This is a genomic window from Dactylosporangium sp. NPDC051485, from assembly GCF_040682015.1.
GTDB lineage: Bacteria > Actinomycetota > Actinomycetes > Mycobacteriales > Micromonosporaceae > Dactylosporangium.
In genome coordinates this window covers 1-15,431 of the sequence record NZ_JBFAZW010000021.1, presented here as the reverse complement: position 1 = coordinate 15,431, position 15,431 = coordinate 1, and the positions used below count along the sequence as shown (strand labels likewise).

At 73.5% G+C, this 15,431-nt stretch carries 14 protein-coding genes; 7 read left to right on the top strand and 7 right to left on the bottom strand.

Annotation, left to right across the window (positions count from 1 at the left end; translation table 11 throughout):
- Positions 1 to 43: 43 nt before the first annotated feature.
- From AB0M46_RS14600 to AB0M46_RS14590, 3 genes are all read left to right on the top strand, one after another.
- Positions 44 to 901: a LysR family transcriptional regulator gene (locus tag AB0M46_RS14600; RefSeq protein ID WP_363336021.1), complete on the top strand. Its 858-nt coding sequence runs from the start codon at positions 44 to 46 to the stop codon at positions 899 to 901.
- A gap of 107 nt (positions 902 to 1,008) precedes the next feature.
- Positions 1,009 to 1,656, top strand: a complete 648-nt coding sequence (gene trmB, locus AB0M46_RS14595; protein ID WP_363336019.1) for a tRNA (guanosine(46)-N7)-methyltransferase TrmB — start codon at positions 1,009 to 1,011, stop codon at positions 1,654 to 1,656.
- Positions 1,653 to 4,151, top strand: a complete 2,499-nt coding sequence (locus AB0M46_RS14590; protein WP_363336017.1) for a DUF3516 domain-containing protein — start codon at positions 1,653 to 1,655, stop codon at positions 4,149 to 4,151. The genes trmB and AB0M46_RS14590 overlap by 4 nt, the downstream gene beginning before the upstream one ends.
- A 62-nt stretch (positions 4,152 to 4,213) precedes the next feature.
- Here the strand turns inward: AB0M46_RS14590 and AB0M46_RS14585 are convergent, their stop codons facing one another.
- From AB0M46_RS14585 to AB0M46_RS14575, 3 genes are read right to left on the bottom strand one after another with little or no spacing between them, the layout of a single operon-like run.
- The gene (locus AB0M46_RS14585) at positions 4,214 to 5,068 is read right to left on the bottom strand and encodes a class II fructose-bisphosphate aldolase (RefSeq protein WP_363336015.1); all 855 of its coding nucleotides are present in this window, start codon (positions 5,066 to 5,068) and stop codon (positions 4,214 to 4,216) included.
- Positions 5,049 to 5,963, bottom strand: coding sequence for a 1-phosphofructokinase family hexose kinase (locus tag AB0M46_RS14580; RefSeq protein WP_363336013.1), 915 nt, complete (start codon positions 5,961 to 5,963; stop codon positions 5,049 to 5,051). Before AB0M46_RS14580 ends, AB0M46_RS14585 begins: the two co-directional genes overlap by 20 nt.
- Positions 5,960 to 6,844: a sugar isomerase gene (locus tag AB0M46_RS14575; protein ID WP_363336011.1), complete on the bottom strand. Its 885-nt coding sequence runs from the start codon at positions 6,842 to 6,844 to the stop codon at positions 5,960 to 5,962. Before AB0M46_RS14575 ends, AB0M46_RS14580 begins: the two co-directional genes overlap by 4 nt.
- A 111-nt stretch (positions 6,845 to 6,955) precedes the next feature.
- Here AB0M46_RS14575 and AB0M46_RS14570 point away from each other — a divergent pair, with 111 nt between their 5' ends.
- Entirely contained in the window at positions 6,956 to 7,717 is a 762-nt protein-coding gene (locus AB0M46_RS14570; protein ID WP_363336009.1) for a DeoR/GlpR family DNA-binding transcription regulator, read from the top strand.
- 94 nt (positions 7,718 to 7,811) lie between these two features.
- Here the strand turns inward: AB0M46_RS14570 and AB0M46_RS14565 are convergent, their stop codons facing one another.
- The gene (locus AB0M46_RS14565) at positions 7,812 to 8,864 is read right to left on the bottom strand and encodes an alpha/beta hydrolase (protein WP_363336007.1); all 1,053 of its coding nucleotides are present in this window, start codon (positions 8,862 to 8,864) and stop codon (positions 7,812 to 7,814) included.
- A gap of 91 nt (positions 8,865 to 8,955) precedes the next feature.
- On the opposite strand from AB0M46_RS14565, the gene AB0M46_RS14560 reads away from it, so the two are divergent.
- Together AB0M46_RS14560 and AB0M46_RS14555 are read left to right on the top strand one after the other, a co-directional pair.
- Positions 8,956 to 9,537 (top strand): TetR/AcrR family transcriptional regulator, encoded by a 582-nt coding sequence (locus AB0M46_RS14560; RefSeq protein WP_363336005.1) that lies wholly within the window; start codon positions 8,956 to 8,958, stop codon positions 9,535 to 9,537.
- Between the two features lie 29 nt (positions 9,538 to 9,566).
- Positions 9,567 to 11,612, top strand: coding sequence for a catalase (locus AB0M46_RS14555; protein WP_363336003.1), 2,046 nt, complete (start codon positions 9,567 to 9,569; stop codon positions 11,610 to 11,612).
- A 40-nt stretch (positions 11,613 to 11,652) separates the two neighbouring features.
- Here AB0M46_RS14555 and AB0M46_RS14550 read toward each other — a convergent pair whose 3' ends face one another.
- Together AB0M46_RS14550 and AB0M46_RS14545 are read right to left on the bottom strand one after the other, a co-directional pair.
- Positions 11,653 to 12,453, bottom strand: coding sequence for an MBL fold metallo-hydrolase (locus tag AB0M46_RS14550; protein WP_363336001.1), 801 nt, complete (start codon positions 12,451 to 12,453; stop codon positions 11,653 to 11,655).
- Positions 12,450 to 12,866, bottom strand: coding sequence for a hotdog domain-containing protein (locus AB0M46_RS14545; protein ID WP_344614484.1), 417 nt, complete (start codon positions 12,864 to 12,866; stop codon positions 12,450 to 12,452). The genes AB0M46_RS14550 and AB0M46_RS14545 overlap by 4 nt, the downstream gene beginning before the upstream one ends.
- 83 nt (positions 12,867 to 12,949) lie before the next feature.
- Here AB0M46_RS14545 and AB0M46_RS14540 point away from each other — a divergent pair, with 83 nt between their 5' ends.
- Positions 12,950 to 13,687, top strand: coding sequence for a Sir2 family NAD-dependent protein deacetylase (locus AB0M46_RS14540; RefSeq protein WP_363335999.1), 738 nt, complete (start codon positions 12,950 to 12,952; stop codon positions 13,685 to 13,687).
- Between the two features lie 142 nt (positions 13,688 to 13,829).
- Here AB0M46_RS14540 and AB0M46_RS14535 read toward each other — a convergent pair whose 3' ends face one another.
- Positions 13,830 to 15,260: a hypothetical protein gene (locus AB0M46_RS14535; protein ID WP_363335998.1), complete on the bottom strand. Its 1,431-nt coding sequence runs from the start codon at positions 15,258 to 15,260 to the stop codon at positions 13,830 to 13,832.
- Positions 15,261 to 15,431: the final 171 nt, after the last annotated feature.

Genomic DNA, 15,431 nt, shown 5'->3' with positions numbered 1-15,431 from the left:
TTTCCCGATCGATAAGCGCGGCCGATGGCCGATACTGGTCGGCGTGGCGGCCCTGCGGGACATCGAGTGCTTCGCGCTGGTGGCGCGGCACCGCTCGTTCTCGCGCGCGGCCGAGGCCCTCGGGCTGTCCCAGCCGGCGGTGAGCCAGGCGGTCGCCCGCCTGGAGCGTGAGCTGGGGCTTCGCCTGTTCGAGCGCACGAGCCGCGAGGTGGTGCCGAGCCCGGCCGGGGCGGCGCTGCTGCCCCACGCCGACGCGGTCCTCGAGCAGGCGACGGCCTTCACGGCCGAGGCGGCGCGCCTGGCCGTGCCCGCCCCCGCCGCCATTCGCCTCGCTTATGCGCCGATCGTGGGCGGGCTCGCGGCCCGGGTCGCGCGCCGGCTCGCCCTGCGCAAGCCGGGGCTGGACGTGGAGCTGGTGCCGGCCGGCTGGCGCGCCGCGACCGACGCCCTCGGCCTCGGCCACGCCGCGGCGGCGATCATGAGCACGCCGTTCCCGCCCGGGTTCGCCAGCTCCGCGCGCTTCCACGTGCCGCTCAGCCACCTCGCGGTGGCCTCCGCCGACCCGCTGTCCACGGCGGGCCTGCTCACCCTCGAGCGGGCCGGGCGGCTGCTGCTCCCGCGCGGCATGGCGGTGCCGGACGGGGTGCGGCTGGCGCCGGAGGCCGTGGACGACCCGGCGGCCGCGCTGGATCTGGTGGCGGCGGGCCGGGGCGCGCTGCCGGTGCCGCAGCTGCTGGTCGACACCGTGCGGCGGCCGGACGTGCGCTTCGTGCCGCTGGCCGGCGCGGCGCCGCGGCTGACGTTCGCCCTGGTGTGGCCGTCGACCTCGACCGCCTCGGCGGCCCCGGGGGCGGACGTGATGGCGCTCGTCCAGGCGGCGCAGGAGGCACTTCGGTGGTGAGTGCCGCGAAATGCCGGGCGCCCGGAGCGCGGCGCGGCGGTGTGCTGCTTGTCGCGTTCGGGCCCTATCCCCAGGGTTACCGCGCCGTCGGGTAAGGTTGTGGTCCCATGCACACCGTCGACCGGCCGCCTCGCATCGTCCGGACCTATCACCCGCGCCGCGGGCGGCTCAGTGGTCGGCACTTCGACGCCCTGGAGCGCCTCGCCGCGCGGTATGCCTTCGCGCCCGGCGACCCGGTCGACGTCCTCGAGATCGGCTCCGGCATGGGCGAGGCCACGGCGCAGATGGCGGCCGCCGACCCGGGCCGGCGCTACCTGGCGGTCGAGGTGCACACGCCCGGGGTGGCGAACCTGCTGCACCTGATCGAGGACGGCGGGCTCACCAACCTGCGGGTGGCCTCGATCGACGCGATGGAGCTGGTGCGCGACGACATCCCCGCCGGGAGCCTCGACGCGGTGCACGTGTTCTTCCCCGACCCCTGGCCCAAGGCGCGCCACCACAAGCGGCGGCTCATCGTGCCCGAGCGGGTGGCGCTGCTGCGGGAGCGGCTGCGGCCCGGGGGTGTGCTGCACTGCGCCACCGACGACGAGGGCTACGCGCACGCGATGCGCGAGACCCTCGACGCCGACCCGGGGCTGGTCAACCGCCACGACGGCTTCGCGCCCCGCCCGGCGCACCGGCCGCTGACCAAGTTCGAGCTGCGCGCCGTGCGCGACGGGCGGCCCTCCTACGACCTGATGTACGAGCGGACATGAAGAATCTGGCAACACGGGTGCCGCGCGACGGGGACGCCGACGCGGTCTTCGAGGCATTCGCCGAGTGGGCCGGCGACCAGGGGCTCACCCTGTACCCCCACCAGGAAGAGTCGCTCATCGAGATCGTCTCCGGGGCGAACGTCATCCTGAACACCCCCACCGGGTCGGGCAAGAGCCTGGTGGCCGCGGGCGCGCACTTCGCGGCGCTGGCCACCGACCGGACGACGTTCTACACGGCGCCCATCAAGGCGCTGGTGTCGGAGAAGTTCTTCGCGCTGGTGGAGATGTTCGGCGCGGAGAACGTCGGCATGCTCACCGGCGACGCGAGCGTCAACGCCGATGCGCCGATTATCTGCTGTACCGCGGAAATCCTGGCCAACATCGCGCTGCGCGACGGCGACCGGGCCGACGTCGGCATCGTCGTCATGGACGAGTTCCACTTCTACGCCGACCCCGACCGGGGCTGGGCCTGGCAGGTGCCGCTGATCGAGCTGCCGCAGGCCCAGTTCGTGCTCATGTCGGCGACACTGGGCGACGTCACCCGCTTCGAGGAGGACCTGACCCGGCGCACCGGGCGGCCCACCGCGGTGGTGAAGAACGCCGAGCGGCCGGTACCGCTGATGTTCACCTACTCCATGGACCCGCTGCACGAGACGATCGAGGAACTGCTGAGCACCCGGCAGGCCCCGGTCTACATCGTGCACTTCACCCAGGCCGCCGCCCTGGAGCGGGCGCAGGCGCTGATGAGCGTCAACGTGTCGACCCGCGCCGAGAAGGACATGATCGCCGAGGCGATCGGCAACTTCCGGTTCACCGCCGGCTTCGGCAAGACCCTGTCCCGGCTCGTCCGGCACGGGATCGGGGTTCACCACGCCGGGATGCTCCCGAAGTACCGCCGGCTCGTGGAAACCCTGGCGCAGGCCGGCCTGCTGAAGGTCATCTGCGGCACGGACACGCTCGGCGTCGGCATCAACGTGCCGATCCGCACGGTGCTGTTCACGGCGCTGTCGAAGTACGACGGGCAGCGGACCCGGCTGCTGTACGCCCGCGAGTTCCACCAGATCGCGGGGCGGGCCGGGCGGGCCGGCTTCGACACCGTCGGCACGGTCGTCGTCCAGGCGCCGGAGCACGTCATCGACAACGAGCGGGCCCTCGCGAAGGCCGGCGACGACCCGAAGAAGCGCCGCAAGGTGGTCAAGAAGAAGCCGCCCGAGGGCTCGATCGGCTGGGGCCGGCCCACCTTCGACCGGCTCGTCGAGGCCGAGCCGGAGCCGCTCAAGTCGAGCTTCCAGGTGTCGCACGCGATGCTGCTCAACGTGGTCAGCCGCCCCGGCGACGCGTTCACCGCGATGCGCCACCTGCTGACCCAGAACCACGAGGACGCGCCCGCCCAGCGCAAGCTCATCCGCCGGGCCATCGCCATCTACCGCGCGCTGCTGGCCGGCGGCGTCGTCGAACAGCTCCCGGAACCCGACGAGGATGGCCGCCGGGTCCGGCTCACCGTCGACCTGCAGATGGACTTCGCGCTCAACCAGCCGCTGTCGCCGTTCGCCCTGGCCGCCATCGAGCTGCTCGACCGGGAGGCCCCCGGCTACGCCCTCGACGTGCTGTCGGTCATCGAGTCCACGCTGGACGACCCGCGCCAGGTGCTCTCCGCGCAGCAGTTCAAGGCCCGCGGCGAGGCGGTCGCGGCGATGAAGGCCGAGGGCATCGAGTACGACCAGCGCCTGGAGCTGCTCGAGGACGTCACCCACCCGAAGCCGCTGGTGGAGCTGCTCGACAACGCCTACCACATGTACAAGCAGGGCCACCCGTGGGTCGCCGACTACGAGCTGTCGCCGAAGTCCGTGGTGCGCGACATGTACGAGCGGGCGATGACGTTCGTTGAGTACGTCGGGTTCTACCAGCTGTCCCGCTCGGAGGGGCTGGTCCTGCGGTACCTCGCCGACGCCTACAAGGCCGTGCGCCAGACGGTGCCCGAGGACGCGCGCACCGAGGAGCTGACTGACCTCATCGAGTGGCTCGGCGAGCTGGTGCGGCAGGTCGACTCCAGCCTCATCGACGAGTGGGAGCGGCTGCGCAACCCCTCCGCCGTCGCGGAAACCGTGCGCGACGAGCCGCCGGCCGTCACCCGCAACGTGCGGGCCTTCCGGGTGCTGGTGCGCAACGCGCTGTTCCGGCGGGTGGAGCTGTCCGCGCTGCGCCGCTACGACGAGCTGGGCGAGCTCGACGGCGAGCACGGGTTCACCGCCGCCGCCTGGGAAGATGCGATCGAGGGGTACTTCGAGGAGTACGACTCGCTGGGCGTGGGCCCCGACGCCCGCGGCCCGGCGCTGCTCGTCATCGAGCAGAAGCCGGACCGCTGGCAGGTGCGGCAGATCTTCGACGACCCGGAGGGCGACCGCGACTGGGCGATCGTCGCCGAGGTCGACCTGGCCGAGTCCGACGCCCAGGGCGCCGCCGCGGTCCGCGTGCTGTCGGTAGGCCCGTCATGACGATGCGTCGAGCCCAGTCGATCATAAATCGATGGAGTTTGATGACGTGTGGTAAGGTGTGATCAAGGAACGCCCGCACCGCCGCAATCCGTGACGACCTGCAGGGCACGCGTGACCGCCTCCGCCATCCCGAGCCGGGCTGGCGTGAGGTACTTGCGAGGGTCCACCACCCGTGCGTCCTGCCCCAGCGCCGCGCGGACCGCCCCGGTGAAGGCGACGTTGAGCGCCGTGCCGATGTTGACCTTCACCAGCCCGCCGCGGACCGCCGCCCGCAGCTCGTCGTCGGGCACCCCGGACGAGCCGTGCAGCACCAGCGGCACGGCGACCGCGACCCGCAGCTCGGCGATCAGCCCGTGGTCGAGCCGCGCCGCCCGGGTGGTCATCGCGTGCGAGGAGCCGACCGCCACGGCGAGGGCGTCGACGCCGGTCGCCGCGACGAAGGTGGCCGCCTCGCCCGGGTCGGTGCGCACCCCGGGGGCGTGGGCGCCGTCCTTGCCGCCCACCTCGCCCAGCTCGCTCTCCACCCACAGCCCCCGCCCGTGCCCGCGGCGCGCGGCGGCGGCGGTCGCGGCCACGTTGGCGGCGTAGTCCAGGCGCGCCGCGTCGTACATCACCGAGCCGAAGCCGTGCTCGGCGGCCTGGTCGAACAGCTCGTCGCTCTCCACGTGGTCGAGGTGCAGCGCGACCGGCACGGCGGCCAGCGCGGCCACGGCCCGGGCGGCCGCGGCGATCGGGGCGAGCCGGCCGTGGTGGAAGCGCACCGCGTTCTCGCTGATCTGCAGGATCACCGGGGCGCCGGCCGCCTCGGCCCCGGCCGCGATCGCCTCGGCGTGCTCCACGGTGATCACGTTGAACGCGCCGACCCCGACGCCCCGGCGCCGCGCCCCGGCGACCAGCTCACCCGTCGGAACCAGCATCGATGGCCTCCTTCAACCGCGAATACCTGTCCATGTCGACCGACCCGGCGACCGGGGCGGCCACGGCGGCCGCCGACAGGGCGACCGCGTCGGCCAGCAGGGGCGGCCACGGGGTGTCGTCGCGCAGACCCCTCGCCAGGGCGGCCACGCAGGCGTCGCCGGCGCCGGTCGGGTTGCCGCGCAGCGCGGACGCAGGGGCGGCCCGCCAGGAGCCGTCCGCCGTCACCGCGTGCAGGCCGCGCGGGCCGCGGGAGACCACCACCGCCCTCGACCCCGGGGCCAGCAGGGAGCGGATCCCGGGCTCGGGCGTGCCCAAGGAGCCCATCAGCGCGGCCAGCTCCGCCTCGTTGGGCTTGGCCAGGGTCGGCCCGGCGCGCAGGCCCAGGCGCAGGGCCTCGCCGCTGGTGTCCAGCACCGACGGGATGCCGAGCGAGCGCGCGATCGTGATCAGCTCCGCGTACGCGTCCGGGGAAAGACCCGCCGGCAGCGAGCCCGACAGGGTCACCACCGCGGCGCCGTCGAGCAGCGTGCGGAACCGGGCGGCGAACGCCGACCACTCCGCCGCGCTCACCACCGGGCCCGGCTCCCATAGGCCGGTCGCGTCGGTGTGGTCGGCCACCGTCACCGTGCGGCGGGTCTCGCCCGCGATCGCGGCGAAGGACGACGGCAGCCCGGCCGCGTCGACCAGGGCCTGCACCCGGGCGCCGGTCGGGCCGCCGAGCAGCCCCGTGGCCAGCACCGGCTCGCCCAGGGCGTGCAGGACGCCGGCCACGTTGAGGCCCTTGCCGCCCGGGCGCTCGTGCACCGCCGAGACCCGATGCGTGGCGTACGGCCGCAGCCGCTCGACCTCGTAGGTAAGGTCGAGCGCCGGATTGAGGGTGACGGTCAGGATCACGCGGGCAGCACGACGGAGCGGGTCAGCAGGCGCGGGTGGTCCGGGTCGAGCCCGCGGTGGGCGGCCAGGGCCACGGCGAAGCGCTGCGCCAGGACCAGCTGGGCGAGGGGGTCCAGGCCGTCGCGGTGCACCCGGGCGCCGGCCGCGCGCACGGTGTCGTCGAGCGAGGCCGGCACGTCGCCGAAGGTCCAGACCAGGCTGCGCTCCCCGGCGACCGCGACCGGGCCGTGCCGGTAGTCCATCGCGGGGTACGACTCCGACCACGCCTGCGCGGCCTCGCGCACCTTCAGCGCGGCCTCGTGGGCCAGCCCGACGGTCCAGCCGGTGCCGAGGAAGACGAGGTGGTCGACCGAGGCCGGGTCGGCGGGCAGGTCAGCGGCCAGCGCGGCCACCCCGTCACCCACCAAGCCGTCACCCAGCAGGCCGAACGCGGCCCGCGCGGCGGCGAGCACCGTGGTCGGGAAGCGGGTCTGCACGACGCTGCGCTCGTCGGCGAAGTCGAGCAGCACGCGGGTGTCGGCGAGGCCGTCGACCGGCTCGCCGTCGACGGCGGTGAAGGCCACGCGGTGCGGGCCGGCCGGCAGGCGGCGCAGCGCGTCGAGGACCTCGGTCGAGGTGCCCGAGCGCGTGACCGCCACGACGCGGTCGTAGCGGCGGCGCGGGACGAACTCCGAGGCGCAGACGGCGTCCGTCTCGCCGAGGCCGGCCGACTCGCGCAGCTCGGCCAGGCTCTGGGCGACGAACCACGACGTGCCGCAGCCGAGCACGAGCATGCGCTCGCCCGGGGCGGCCAGCGCGGCGCGGACCTCGTCGGCCATGGTCAGGCCGCGGGCCCATACGTCGGGCTGGCTGGCGATCTCCAGATCAGTGGCAGCAACCATGCACTCGACGCTATGCGCGTTTTCGTTCGCCGGGCAAGACTGACTGCGCAAGTGGACATTTCTGATTGCGCGCTTTGGCGGCGAACGCGCAACGCCCTAGCATTGGTGCACATGCGCCGCTCCGACCGCATGACCGCCATCCTCGACCGGGTGTCCCGGCTCGGCACGATCGACGCGGGCGTGCTCGCCGAGGAGTTCGCCGTCTCGGCCGCCACCATCCGGCGCGACCTGCAGGTGCTGGAGGAGCAGCGGCTGCTCGCCCGCACGCACGGCGGCGCGGTGGCGGTGGACGTCGCCTATGAGCTTCCCGTGCGGTACCGCGGGGGCCAGAACCGCGAGGCGAAGGCCCTCGTGGCCAGGCGGGCCGCCACCCTGCTGCCGCACGGGCCGCTCACGCTGGGGCTGACCGGGGGCACGACGACCCTGATCCTCGCCCGGCTGCTGGCCGAGCGGGTCGATCTCACCGTGGTGACCAACGCCCTCAACATCGCGGCCGAGCTGGCCCTGCGCCCGCGGCTGAAGCTCATCATGACCGGGGGCGTGTCGAGGACGCAGTCGTACGAGCTGGTCGGCCCGATCGCCGATCAGGCGCTCGCCGGGCTCAACATGGAGATCGCGGTCGTGGGCGTGGACGGGATCAGCGCCCGGGGCGGGCTCACCACGCACGACGAGATCGAGGCGCACACCAACGCGGCGATGATCCGCCGGGCCGACCGGGTCATGGTGGTCGCCGACGGCTCGAAGGTGGGCCGCACCTGTCTGGCCGGGATCTGCGCGATCGGCGACGTGGCCGTGCTGGTCACCGACGCGAGCGCGGACCCGGGGCACGTCGAGGCGATCCGTCGGGCCGGCCCGGAGGTGGTCATCGCCTGAACGACGACGTCAGGCCGATCGCGGCCGCCGGTGACGCCGGGCTGTTGCGCCCCGCCGTCACCGAGAGCCACGACGGCCAGTGGGCCGTCACGCTTCAGCACTTCACCTTGCGCAGCGCGTCGAGGAAGGCGGCCGGCTGGCTGAACGCCGCGAAGTGGCTCGCGCCCTCGATGAGCACCAGCTCCTTCTCCGGGGCCCGCACCTCGCCGAAGAACTCCACGGCCGGGCCGGTCAGCGTCACGACGTCCGAGGCGCCCTGGAAGAGGAAGAACGGCACCTCGTACCGCAGGCCGAGCGCCCGGGCGTCGAACCGCATGAACTGCTCGAACATGGTGTCGCGGGTCTTGTTGAAACCCTTGAGCCAGGCGGCCACGTCGGCGAGGGAGTAGTCGGGCTTGGTCAGCAGCAGCGAGAACAGGCGCTTGAGCGCGTCGTTGCCGGTGGTCGGGTCGGTGCTCATCGACCACTGCATGCGGGTGCCCCAGGCCTTCACGTCCCACGTGCGCGGGTCCGGGTCGAGGGCCTCCAGCGCGGCGACGCCCTTGCGGTGGTTCGCGGCGCGCAGCCGCTCGAGGGTCTCCTGCCGGCCGATGCGCTCGTTCTCCACCATGTTCACGTAGAAGTCGGTGCCGACGTAGGCGCGGAACAGGTCGGGGCGGCGCTGGACCATCGGCAGCCCGACGATGGTGCCCATCGAGCCGGCGAACAGCGTGACCTTCTCCTGGCCGAGGTGGCCGCGCAGGAACTCGGCGACCTCGATGCCGTCCTCGACCATCCGATCGAAGGACATCTCCTCGGGGTGGAAGCCGTTCCTGCGCAGGGTCCGGCCGGCGCCGCGGCGGTCCCACTGCACGACCGTGAAGTACCGCTCCCACTCCCGCAGCGCCGGCGTGAAGACCGAGTACGGCGAGCCTGGGCCGCCGTGCACGACGAGCAGCACCGGGTTGGCCCGGTCCTCGCCGCGGATCTGCAGCCACTGCTCGACCCCGCCGGCCGTCACGTACCGGCCCTCGACGATCTTGTTCGGCGTGTCGATGCGGGCCTCGGCGGCCCGGCGGCGCTGGAGCGTGGCGCGGTAGGCCAGCGGGACGCCACCCGCGGCGAGGAGGGCGGCGGCGGTGATGGCGGTGGCGGCGACGGCGGACATGTCGGGAACCCCTCTCATTCGGCGATGTCGTTACTGTACAGAAGTCTGGGACATTTGTTCAAGACAGAATTTTTAGACGTATGCTCAACGCATGGGTAACCGGGAGAAGCTTCTCGAGGGCGCCGTGCAGTGCCTGCTCGAGAAGGGCTACGCGGCCACGACCGCGCGCGACATCGCCAGTGCGGCCGGCGTGGCCCTGGCCGCCATCAACTACCACTTCAGGACCACCGACGCGCTGCGCGACGAGGCGCTGCGGCTGGCCCTGGACCGATGGGGCGACGAACTGGAGCGGGCCCTCACCGACGGCCCGAACCTGAGCGACGAGCGGGAGCGGTTCGTGGCCGTCTGGGACCGGGTCATCGCGTCGGTGACCGCCAACCGCTCGCTGTGGACCACCCAGTTCGAGCTGGTGACGCACCTGGGCCACCAGGCGGCGCCCGAGTCGCCGTGGGCGGCCGCGCAGGTGGAGGCCGAGGCGGCCCTGGCCGGGCTGTTCCACGACATCGACGCGGCCGCGGAGCCCGACACCGCCCGGGTCGTCGGCGGGCTCTACCAGGCGCTGCTGGCCGGCGTGGTGGTGCAGCACCTGGTCGCGCCCGAGCGGGCGATGAGCGGCCGGGACCTGGCGCTGGCGCTGGCCACCATCTGCGGACGGGTCGGCCGGAAGGTGTAAACCCGGCCACCGGTGGTAGCGGTAAGGGTATGACGTCCAAGGATCGGCAGCTCGCCGGGAGCCGTCGCCCGTTCGGCGCCGGTGCGCTGACCACAGACCAGGGCATTCCGGTCGACGACACCGACAACTCGCTGCGCGCCGGCGCGCGGGGGCCGACCCTGCTCGAGGACTTCCAGCTGCGGGAGAAGCTGACGCGCTTCGACCACGAGCGGATCCCCGAGCGGGTGGTGCACGCCCGCGGGGCCGGTGCGCACGGGTACTTCCAGGTGTACGAGCCCCTGGACGAGTACACGACGGCGGACTTCCTCACCGACCCCGACGCCCGCACGCCGGTCTTCGCCCGCTTCTCCACCGTGCAGGGCTCGCGCGGCTCCAGCGACACGCCCCGCGACGTGCGCGGCTTCGCCGTGAAGTTCTACACCAGGCAGGGCAACTTCGACCTGGTCGGCAACAACATGCCGGTCTTCTTCATCCAGGACGGCGTGAAGTTCCCCGACCTGGTGCACGCGCTCAAGCCCGAGCCGCACCACGAGATGCCCCAGGCCGCCTCCGCCCACGACGCCTTCTGGGACTTCGTCACCCTGCAGCCGGAGACCATGCACCACGTCATCTGGCTCATGTCCGACCGGGCGCTGCCGCGCAGCTACCGGATGATGCAGGGCTTCGGCGTGCACACCTTCCGCCTGGTCAACGGCCACGGCAAGAGCACGTTCGTCAAGTTCCACTGGACCCCGGCGCTGGGCACCCACTCGCTGGTCTTCGACGAGGCCCAGCTGATCGCCGGCCGCGACCCCGACTTCAACCGGCGCGACCTGTGGGAGGCGATCGAGGCCGGCCAGTTCCCGTCGTGGGAGCTCGGGCTGCAGCTCATCCCCGAGGATCGGGCGTTCGAGCTCGCCGACATCGACGTGCTCGACCCGACCAAGCTCATCCCGGAGGAGCTCGTCCCGGTCACCCCCGTCGGCCGGCTGACCCTGGACCGCAACCCGGACAACTTCTTCGCCGAGACCGAGCAGGTCGCCTTCGGCGTCGGCAATGTCGTGCCCGGCATCGACTTCACCGACGACCCGCTGCTGCAGGCGCGGCTGTTCTCGTACCTGGACACCCAGCTCACCCGCCTCGGCGGCCCCAACTTCGCCCAGCTGCCGATCAACCGGCCGCTCGCGCCGGTGCGCAACGACCAGCAGGACGGGGCGCACCAGAGCGCGGTGCCGCTCGGCCGGGCCAACTACCACCCCAACTCCCTCGACACGACGCCCCCCAGCGGCCCCGCCTTCCACTCCTACCCCGAGCACGTCGAGGGACCCAAGGAGCGCAAGCGCAGCGAGACGTTCGCCGAGCACTACTGGCAGGCGACCCTGTTCTGGAACAGCGTGACGTCCTGGGAGCAGGAGCACATCATCGCCGCGTACCGCTACGAGCTGGGCAAGGTCGCGCTGCCGATCCGGGTGCGGGCCGTCGAGCACCTCAACCGGATCGACCACGACCTCGCGGTGTCGGTGGCCCGGGGCATCGGCGTCGAGGAGCCGGTGAAGTCGGTCGACAACCACGGGCGCACCTCGCCCGCCCTGTCGCAGGCGCCCCGGGAGGGCGCGGAGGCGTCGCCGCGCACCCGCCGGATCGCGGTGCTCGTCGCCGACGGCGCCGACGCCCGGGTCCTCGCGCTGCTGCGCGACGCCTGCACCGCCGCCGGCGCCTCGGCCGACCTGCTCGCGCCGTTCGACGGCTCGGTGACCGGCTCCGACGGGGTGCCGATCGAGGTGACCCGGGCGATCGCGACCACCTCCTCGGTGCTGTACGACGCCGTGGTGGTGCCCGGCGCGACGGCCGACCTGTCGGTGGACGGCGTCGCCGTGCACTTCGCCGCCGAGGCGTACAAGCACGGCAAGCCGGTGGCGGCGTTCGGGGCCGGGCTGGGCGTGCTGCAGCGCGCGCAGATCCCGCTGACGATGGCGTCGGCCGACCCGGCGCTCATCGTGGAGGAGGAGTTCACGCCGGAGTTCCCGCAGACGCTGCTGGCGGCCGTGGCGGCGCACCGCAACTTCGAGCGGGACGTGTCGGGCATCCCGGCGTGACCTACGCCCTGTCCCCGGCATCGGGGCACCTTCGCCGGGCTCAGGGCATGTTGAGCTGGACGTAGCCGCGCTTCACCGCGCACAGGGCCAGGTCCTGCGGGAACGGGGACTTCGCGGCCACCCGCTCGGCCGGGGCGCCGTCCTGGTCGCCCTCGCGGATCAGCCAGGCCAGGGCGGCCAGCTGCTCGTGCTGGGCGGCGACGAACCGGGGGCCGACCACCTTGCCGTGGCCCGGCACCACCTGGGCCTGCGGGCCGAGCTGCGCGAGGAGGGTGGCGACGGTGTCGGGCCACTCGAGCGGGTACGCGTCGTCGAACTGCGGCGGGCCGCCCTGCTCGACCAGGTCGCCCGCGATGGCCAGGTCGGCGTCGGGGACCAGGGCGACGAGGTCACCGGCCGAGTGGCCGCGGCCGTAGTGGCGCAGCTGCACCAGACGGTCGCCGAGGTCGAGGTCGTCGGCCGCGCGGACCAGGCGGCCGGGCGGCACCGGAGTGGTGCAGGCGAGGCCGTCGGCCAGCTCCGGGTACTCCAGCACGGCCCGGTCGCGCAGGGCCGGGCCGATCAGGGCGGCGGCCTCCTCGTGGCCGTAGATGGGCGCGCCGGCGGCGGCGAAGACCATGTTGCCCATGGTGTGGTCGAAATGGTGATGGGTGTTGACGACGAGCAGGGGGAGGGGGGTGACCCGGCGTACCGCGGCCAGGAGGTCCTGAGCCTGCTCGGCCGTGGACAGCGTGTCGACGACCAGCGCCGCCTCGCCGCCGACGACCAGGGTCGCGTTGACGTCGAGGACCGGGTGGCGCAGGACGTGGACGCCCGCGGCGATCTCGCGAAGAACGGTCATGACTCCTCCAGCGCCTTCGCCAGGAACCTTGCGCGCTCGACGATCACCCGCTCCACGCGCCCCTCGGCGACGGTCTGACGGCCGTCGCGGACCAGGATCTCGAAGACCAGGCGGCGGCCGTCGGCCTTGGCCAGCCGGGCCTCCGCGACGACCCGCCCGCCGATCGGGGTGGCCGCCTTGTGCTCCAGCTCGATCCGCGTGCCGACGGTGGTGTAGCCGGGTGGCAGCCGGCTCGCGGTCGCGCCGACGGTGGCCGCCTCGGCCAGCGCCAGCACGCGCGGGGTGGCGAGCACGGGCACGTCGCCCGAGCCGAGTGCCTGGGCGGTGTCGGCGTCGGTGACCGTCAGTTCGACGCGGGTGAGGGCCCCGACCCAGGGGGCGGCATCGACCGTGGGGCGCTCGCTCGGCTGCATACCCTCCAGCCTAATGACCCTTGACCCAGAGACCGCCATAATTCGACGGCCGCGACCGGAACCGGGGATCTACCCTGGCGGACATGTATGACGCCGCCGAGTGGATCGCCGAGGGCTCCGTCGTCGCGCTGACCGGCGCCGGCATCTCCACCGACTCCGGGATCCCCGACTTCCGCGGGCCCAACGGCGTGTGGACCCGCGACCCCGAGGCGATGAAGCTGTCCTCGATCGAGCACTACGTCGCCGACCCGGACGTGCGGCGCCGCTCGTGGCAGGAGCGGCTGCACCACCCGGCGTGGCAGGCCCGGCCCAACGCCGCGCACCTCGCCCTGGCGGCGCTGGCCGGCGACGGGCGGCTCACCGCGGTCGTCACCCAGAACATCGACGGGCTGCACCAGCGGGCCGGCCTGGACCCGGCGCGGGTGATCGAGCTGCACGGCACGCTGCACGAGACCGAGTGCCTCGGCTGCGGGGCGCGCGGGCCGATGCGGGAGACCCTCGACCGGGTCGAGGCGGGCGAGGCGGACCCGGCCTGCCTCGGCTGCGGCGGCATCCTCAAGTCGGCCACGATCTCCTTCGGGCAGCAGATGAACATGGCGACGCTGACCGCGGCGGCCGAGGCGGCGATGCGGTGCCGCACGTTCGTGGCCGTGGGCACCTCGCTGACCGTGCACCCGGCCGCGGGGCTGGTGGGGGTGGCGGCCCAGCACGGCGCCCGGATCGTCATCGTCAACGCCGGCGAGACCCCGTACGACCCGATCGCCGACGAGGTCATCCGCGACCCGATCGGCGAGGTGCTGCCGCGACTGGCCGCGCACTAGCGTCCGCTGCGCGGGCCGTGCGTAGCGCCCTGGACGGGCCCGCCGCTGTCCCGCCTCAGCCATGCGCACGCAGGCCGTGCGCGGCGCCCTGGGCGGGCTGGCCGGCGAGGAATCCGGGCCCGCCGTTGCCCCGGAGCAGGTGCTAAGGTCTGTATCGAAGTCCGGTTGTAATGCCGGGCTTGGTCGACAGTTCGGGGTGTGCGTCTCGTCGTTCCGGTGTGGTCCTGGCCACTGGTGTGGTTGCGGGTCTCATCCGGGGTTGTCGAGGGCTCGTTCCGAAGGTTCGCCGAGCGCCCTGCCGCTGGCTGTGCTGGCTGGTGGTGGGCTGCGGCCGCCGCGACCGTCCACCAGTGTGGTGGGGGTCGGGGTGGTGGGTTCCGGTTGACTCGGTCAGGGCTCCTTGCAGCCCTACGTTGATGGTCTCGACCCCGTACCGGTCGAGGGTCGTCCGCGCCGCGTCCCAGTCCACCCGGGCCATACCCGGATGGGCCGGGTCGGCGAGCACGGTGTGCGCGCCGACCAGCGCGGCGACAAGGTCGCGGTCCCCGGCCAGCCCACAGCCGGGACAGCAGTGGCGGCGATCGGCCAGGCCCTTCGGGACTCGCTGGCTGCAGAGGCAGTGTTGGGTCCAGGCGGTGTGCCGGGTCCCGGCCCGCCGCAGCCCCGGCCTGTGGCCGTTGTGGGCGGTGACGGCGGTGGTTTCGCGGCGTAGGGCGGTCAGGAGCATGCCTGGGGTGAAGGCGTGGATGCCGCGTCCCCACCGCCGGGCCCAGACACGGATGTCGGTGTCCTCGACCACCAGGCTCGCGCCGTGGACCGCGACCAGGGCCGCGGCGGTGATGCGGGCGCGGGTGTGCCCGGCTTTGGTGCGGGCAGCGCCGTCGGCGGCGGCCCGGGCGCGGAGCTGCCGGTAGGTGCCGGTCAGGGTGTCGTGCCGGTAGGCGCGGACCGGTATCCCGGCCGTGTTGGCGACCCGTGGCCCGGCGGGCATGGTGACCTGCACCGGTGGGAGCCCGGCCGCGCGGCGGCGGTCGGCGCGGCGCTGCTGGCGTGGTGAGAGCCGGTACTGGCCGGGGTTCGCGGCGCGGCGGGACCGATCCAAGGCCCGCTGGCGGCGCCGCTGCCGCAACCGCTCCTCCACCAGGGCGGTGTCGTGGTCGCCGGTGCGGGCGACACGGCTGGCCGCCAACCCGCCGTCCGGGCCGACCGGGACCGAGACCACGGTCAGGTTGGACACGTTGACGTCCACCCCGCCCCGCCGCTCCAGCAGCGCGGCAGCCTGACGGCGCTCGGTGACGGCGGGTGAGGTGTAACCGGGGCCAAGGACCATCAGGTTCGCCTCGTACCGCCACCCACCCGGCGCGTCCGGGTCGCGGTGCCGGACCAGATCGATCTTGTGCCATCGGCCGGGGTCGGCGAGGTAGTGCTCCAGGACCGGCCGGCGTCCGGGGCCTTGCGGCAGCCGCACCGGTATGACCAGGTCACCCCCGCCAAGGCCGGTCAGGATCATCGCGAACGGGCCGTCGTGATCCCACCACGACCGCACCGGGCTTCCGGCGGCGGTGGCGGTCACGGCCGGCATCCGACGCGGCTGCCACAACCGGCCACCTTGCTCGAACGCGGCGCAATGCCCGGCCAGGCTCCCCACGAGCCGGAACGTCTCCCACTTCCGGGCACGGGTATGCGAACGAGCCCGACCCGGGATCATCGAGAATTCCCACCAACCGCCAGGCCGGGGCCGGCC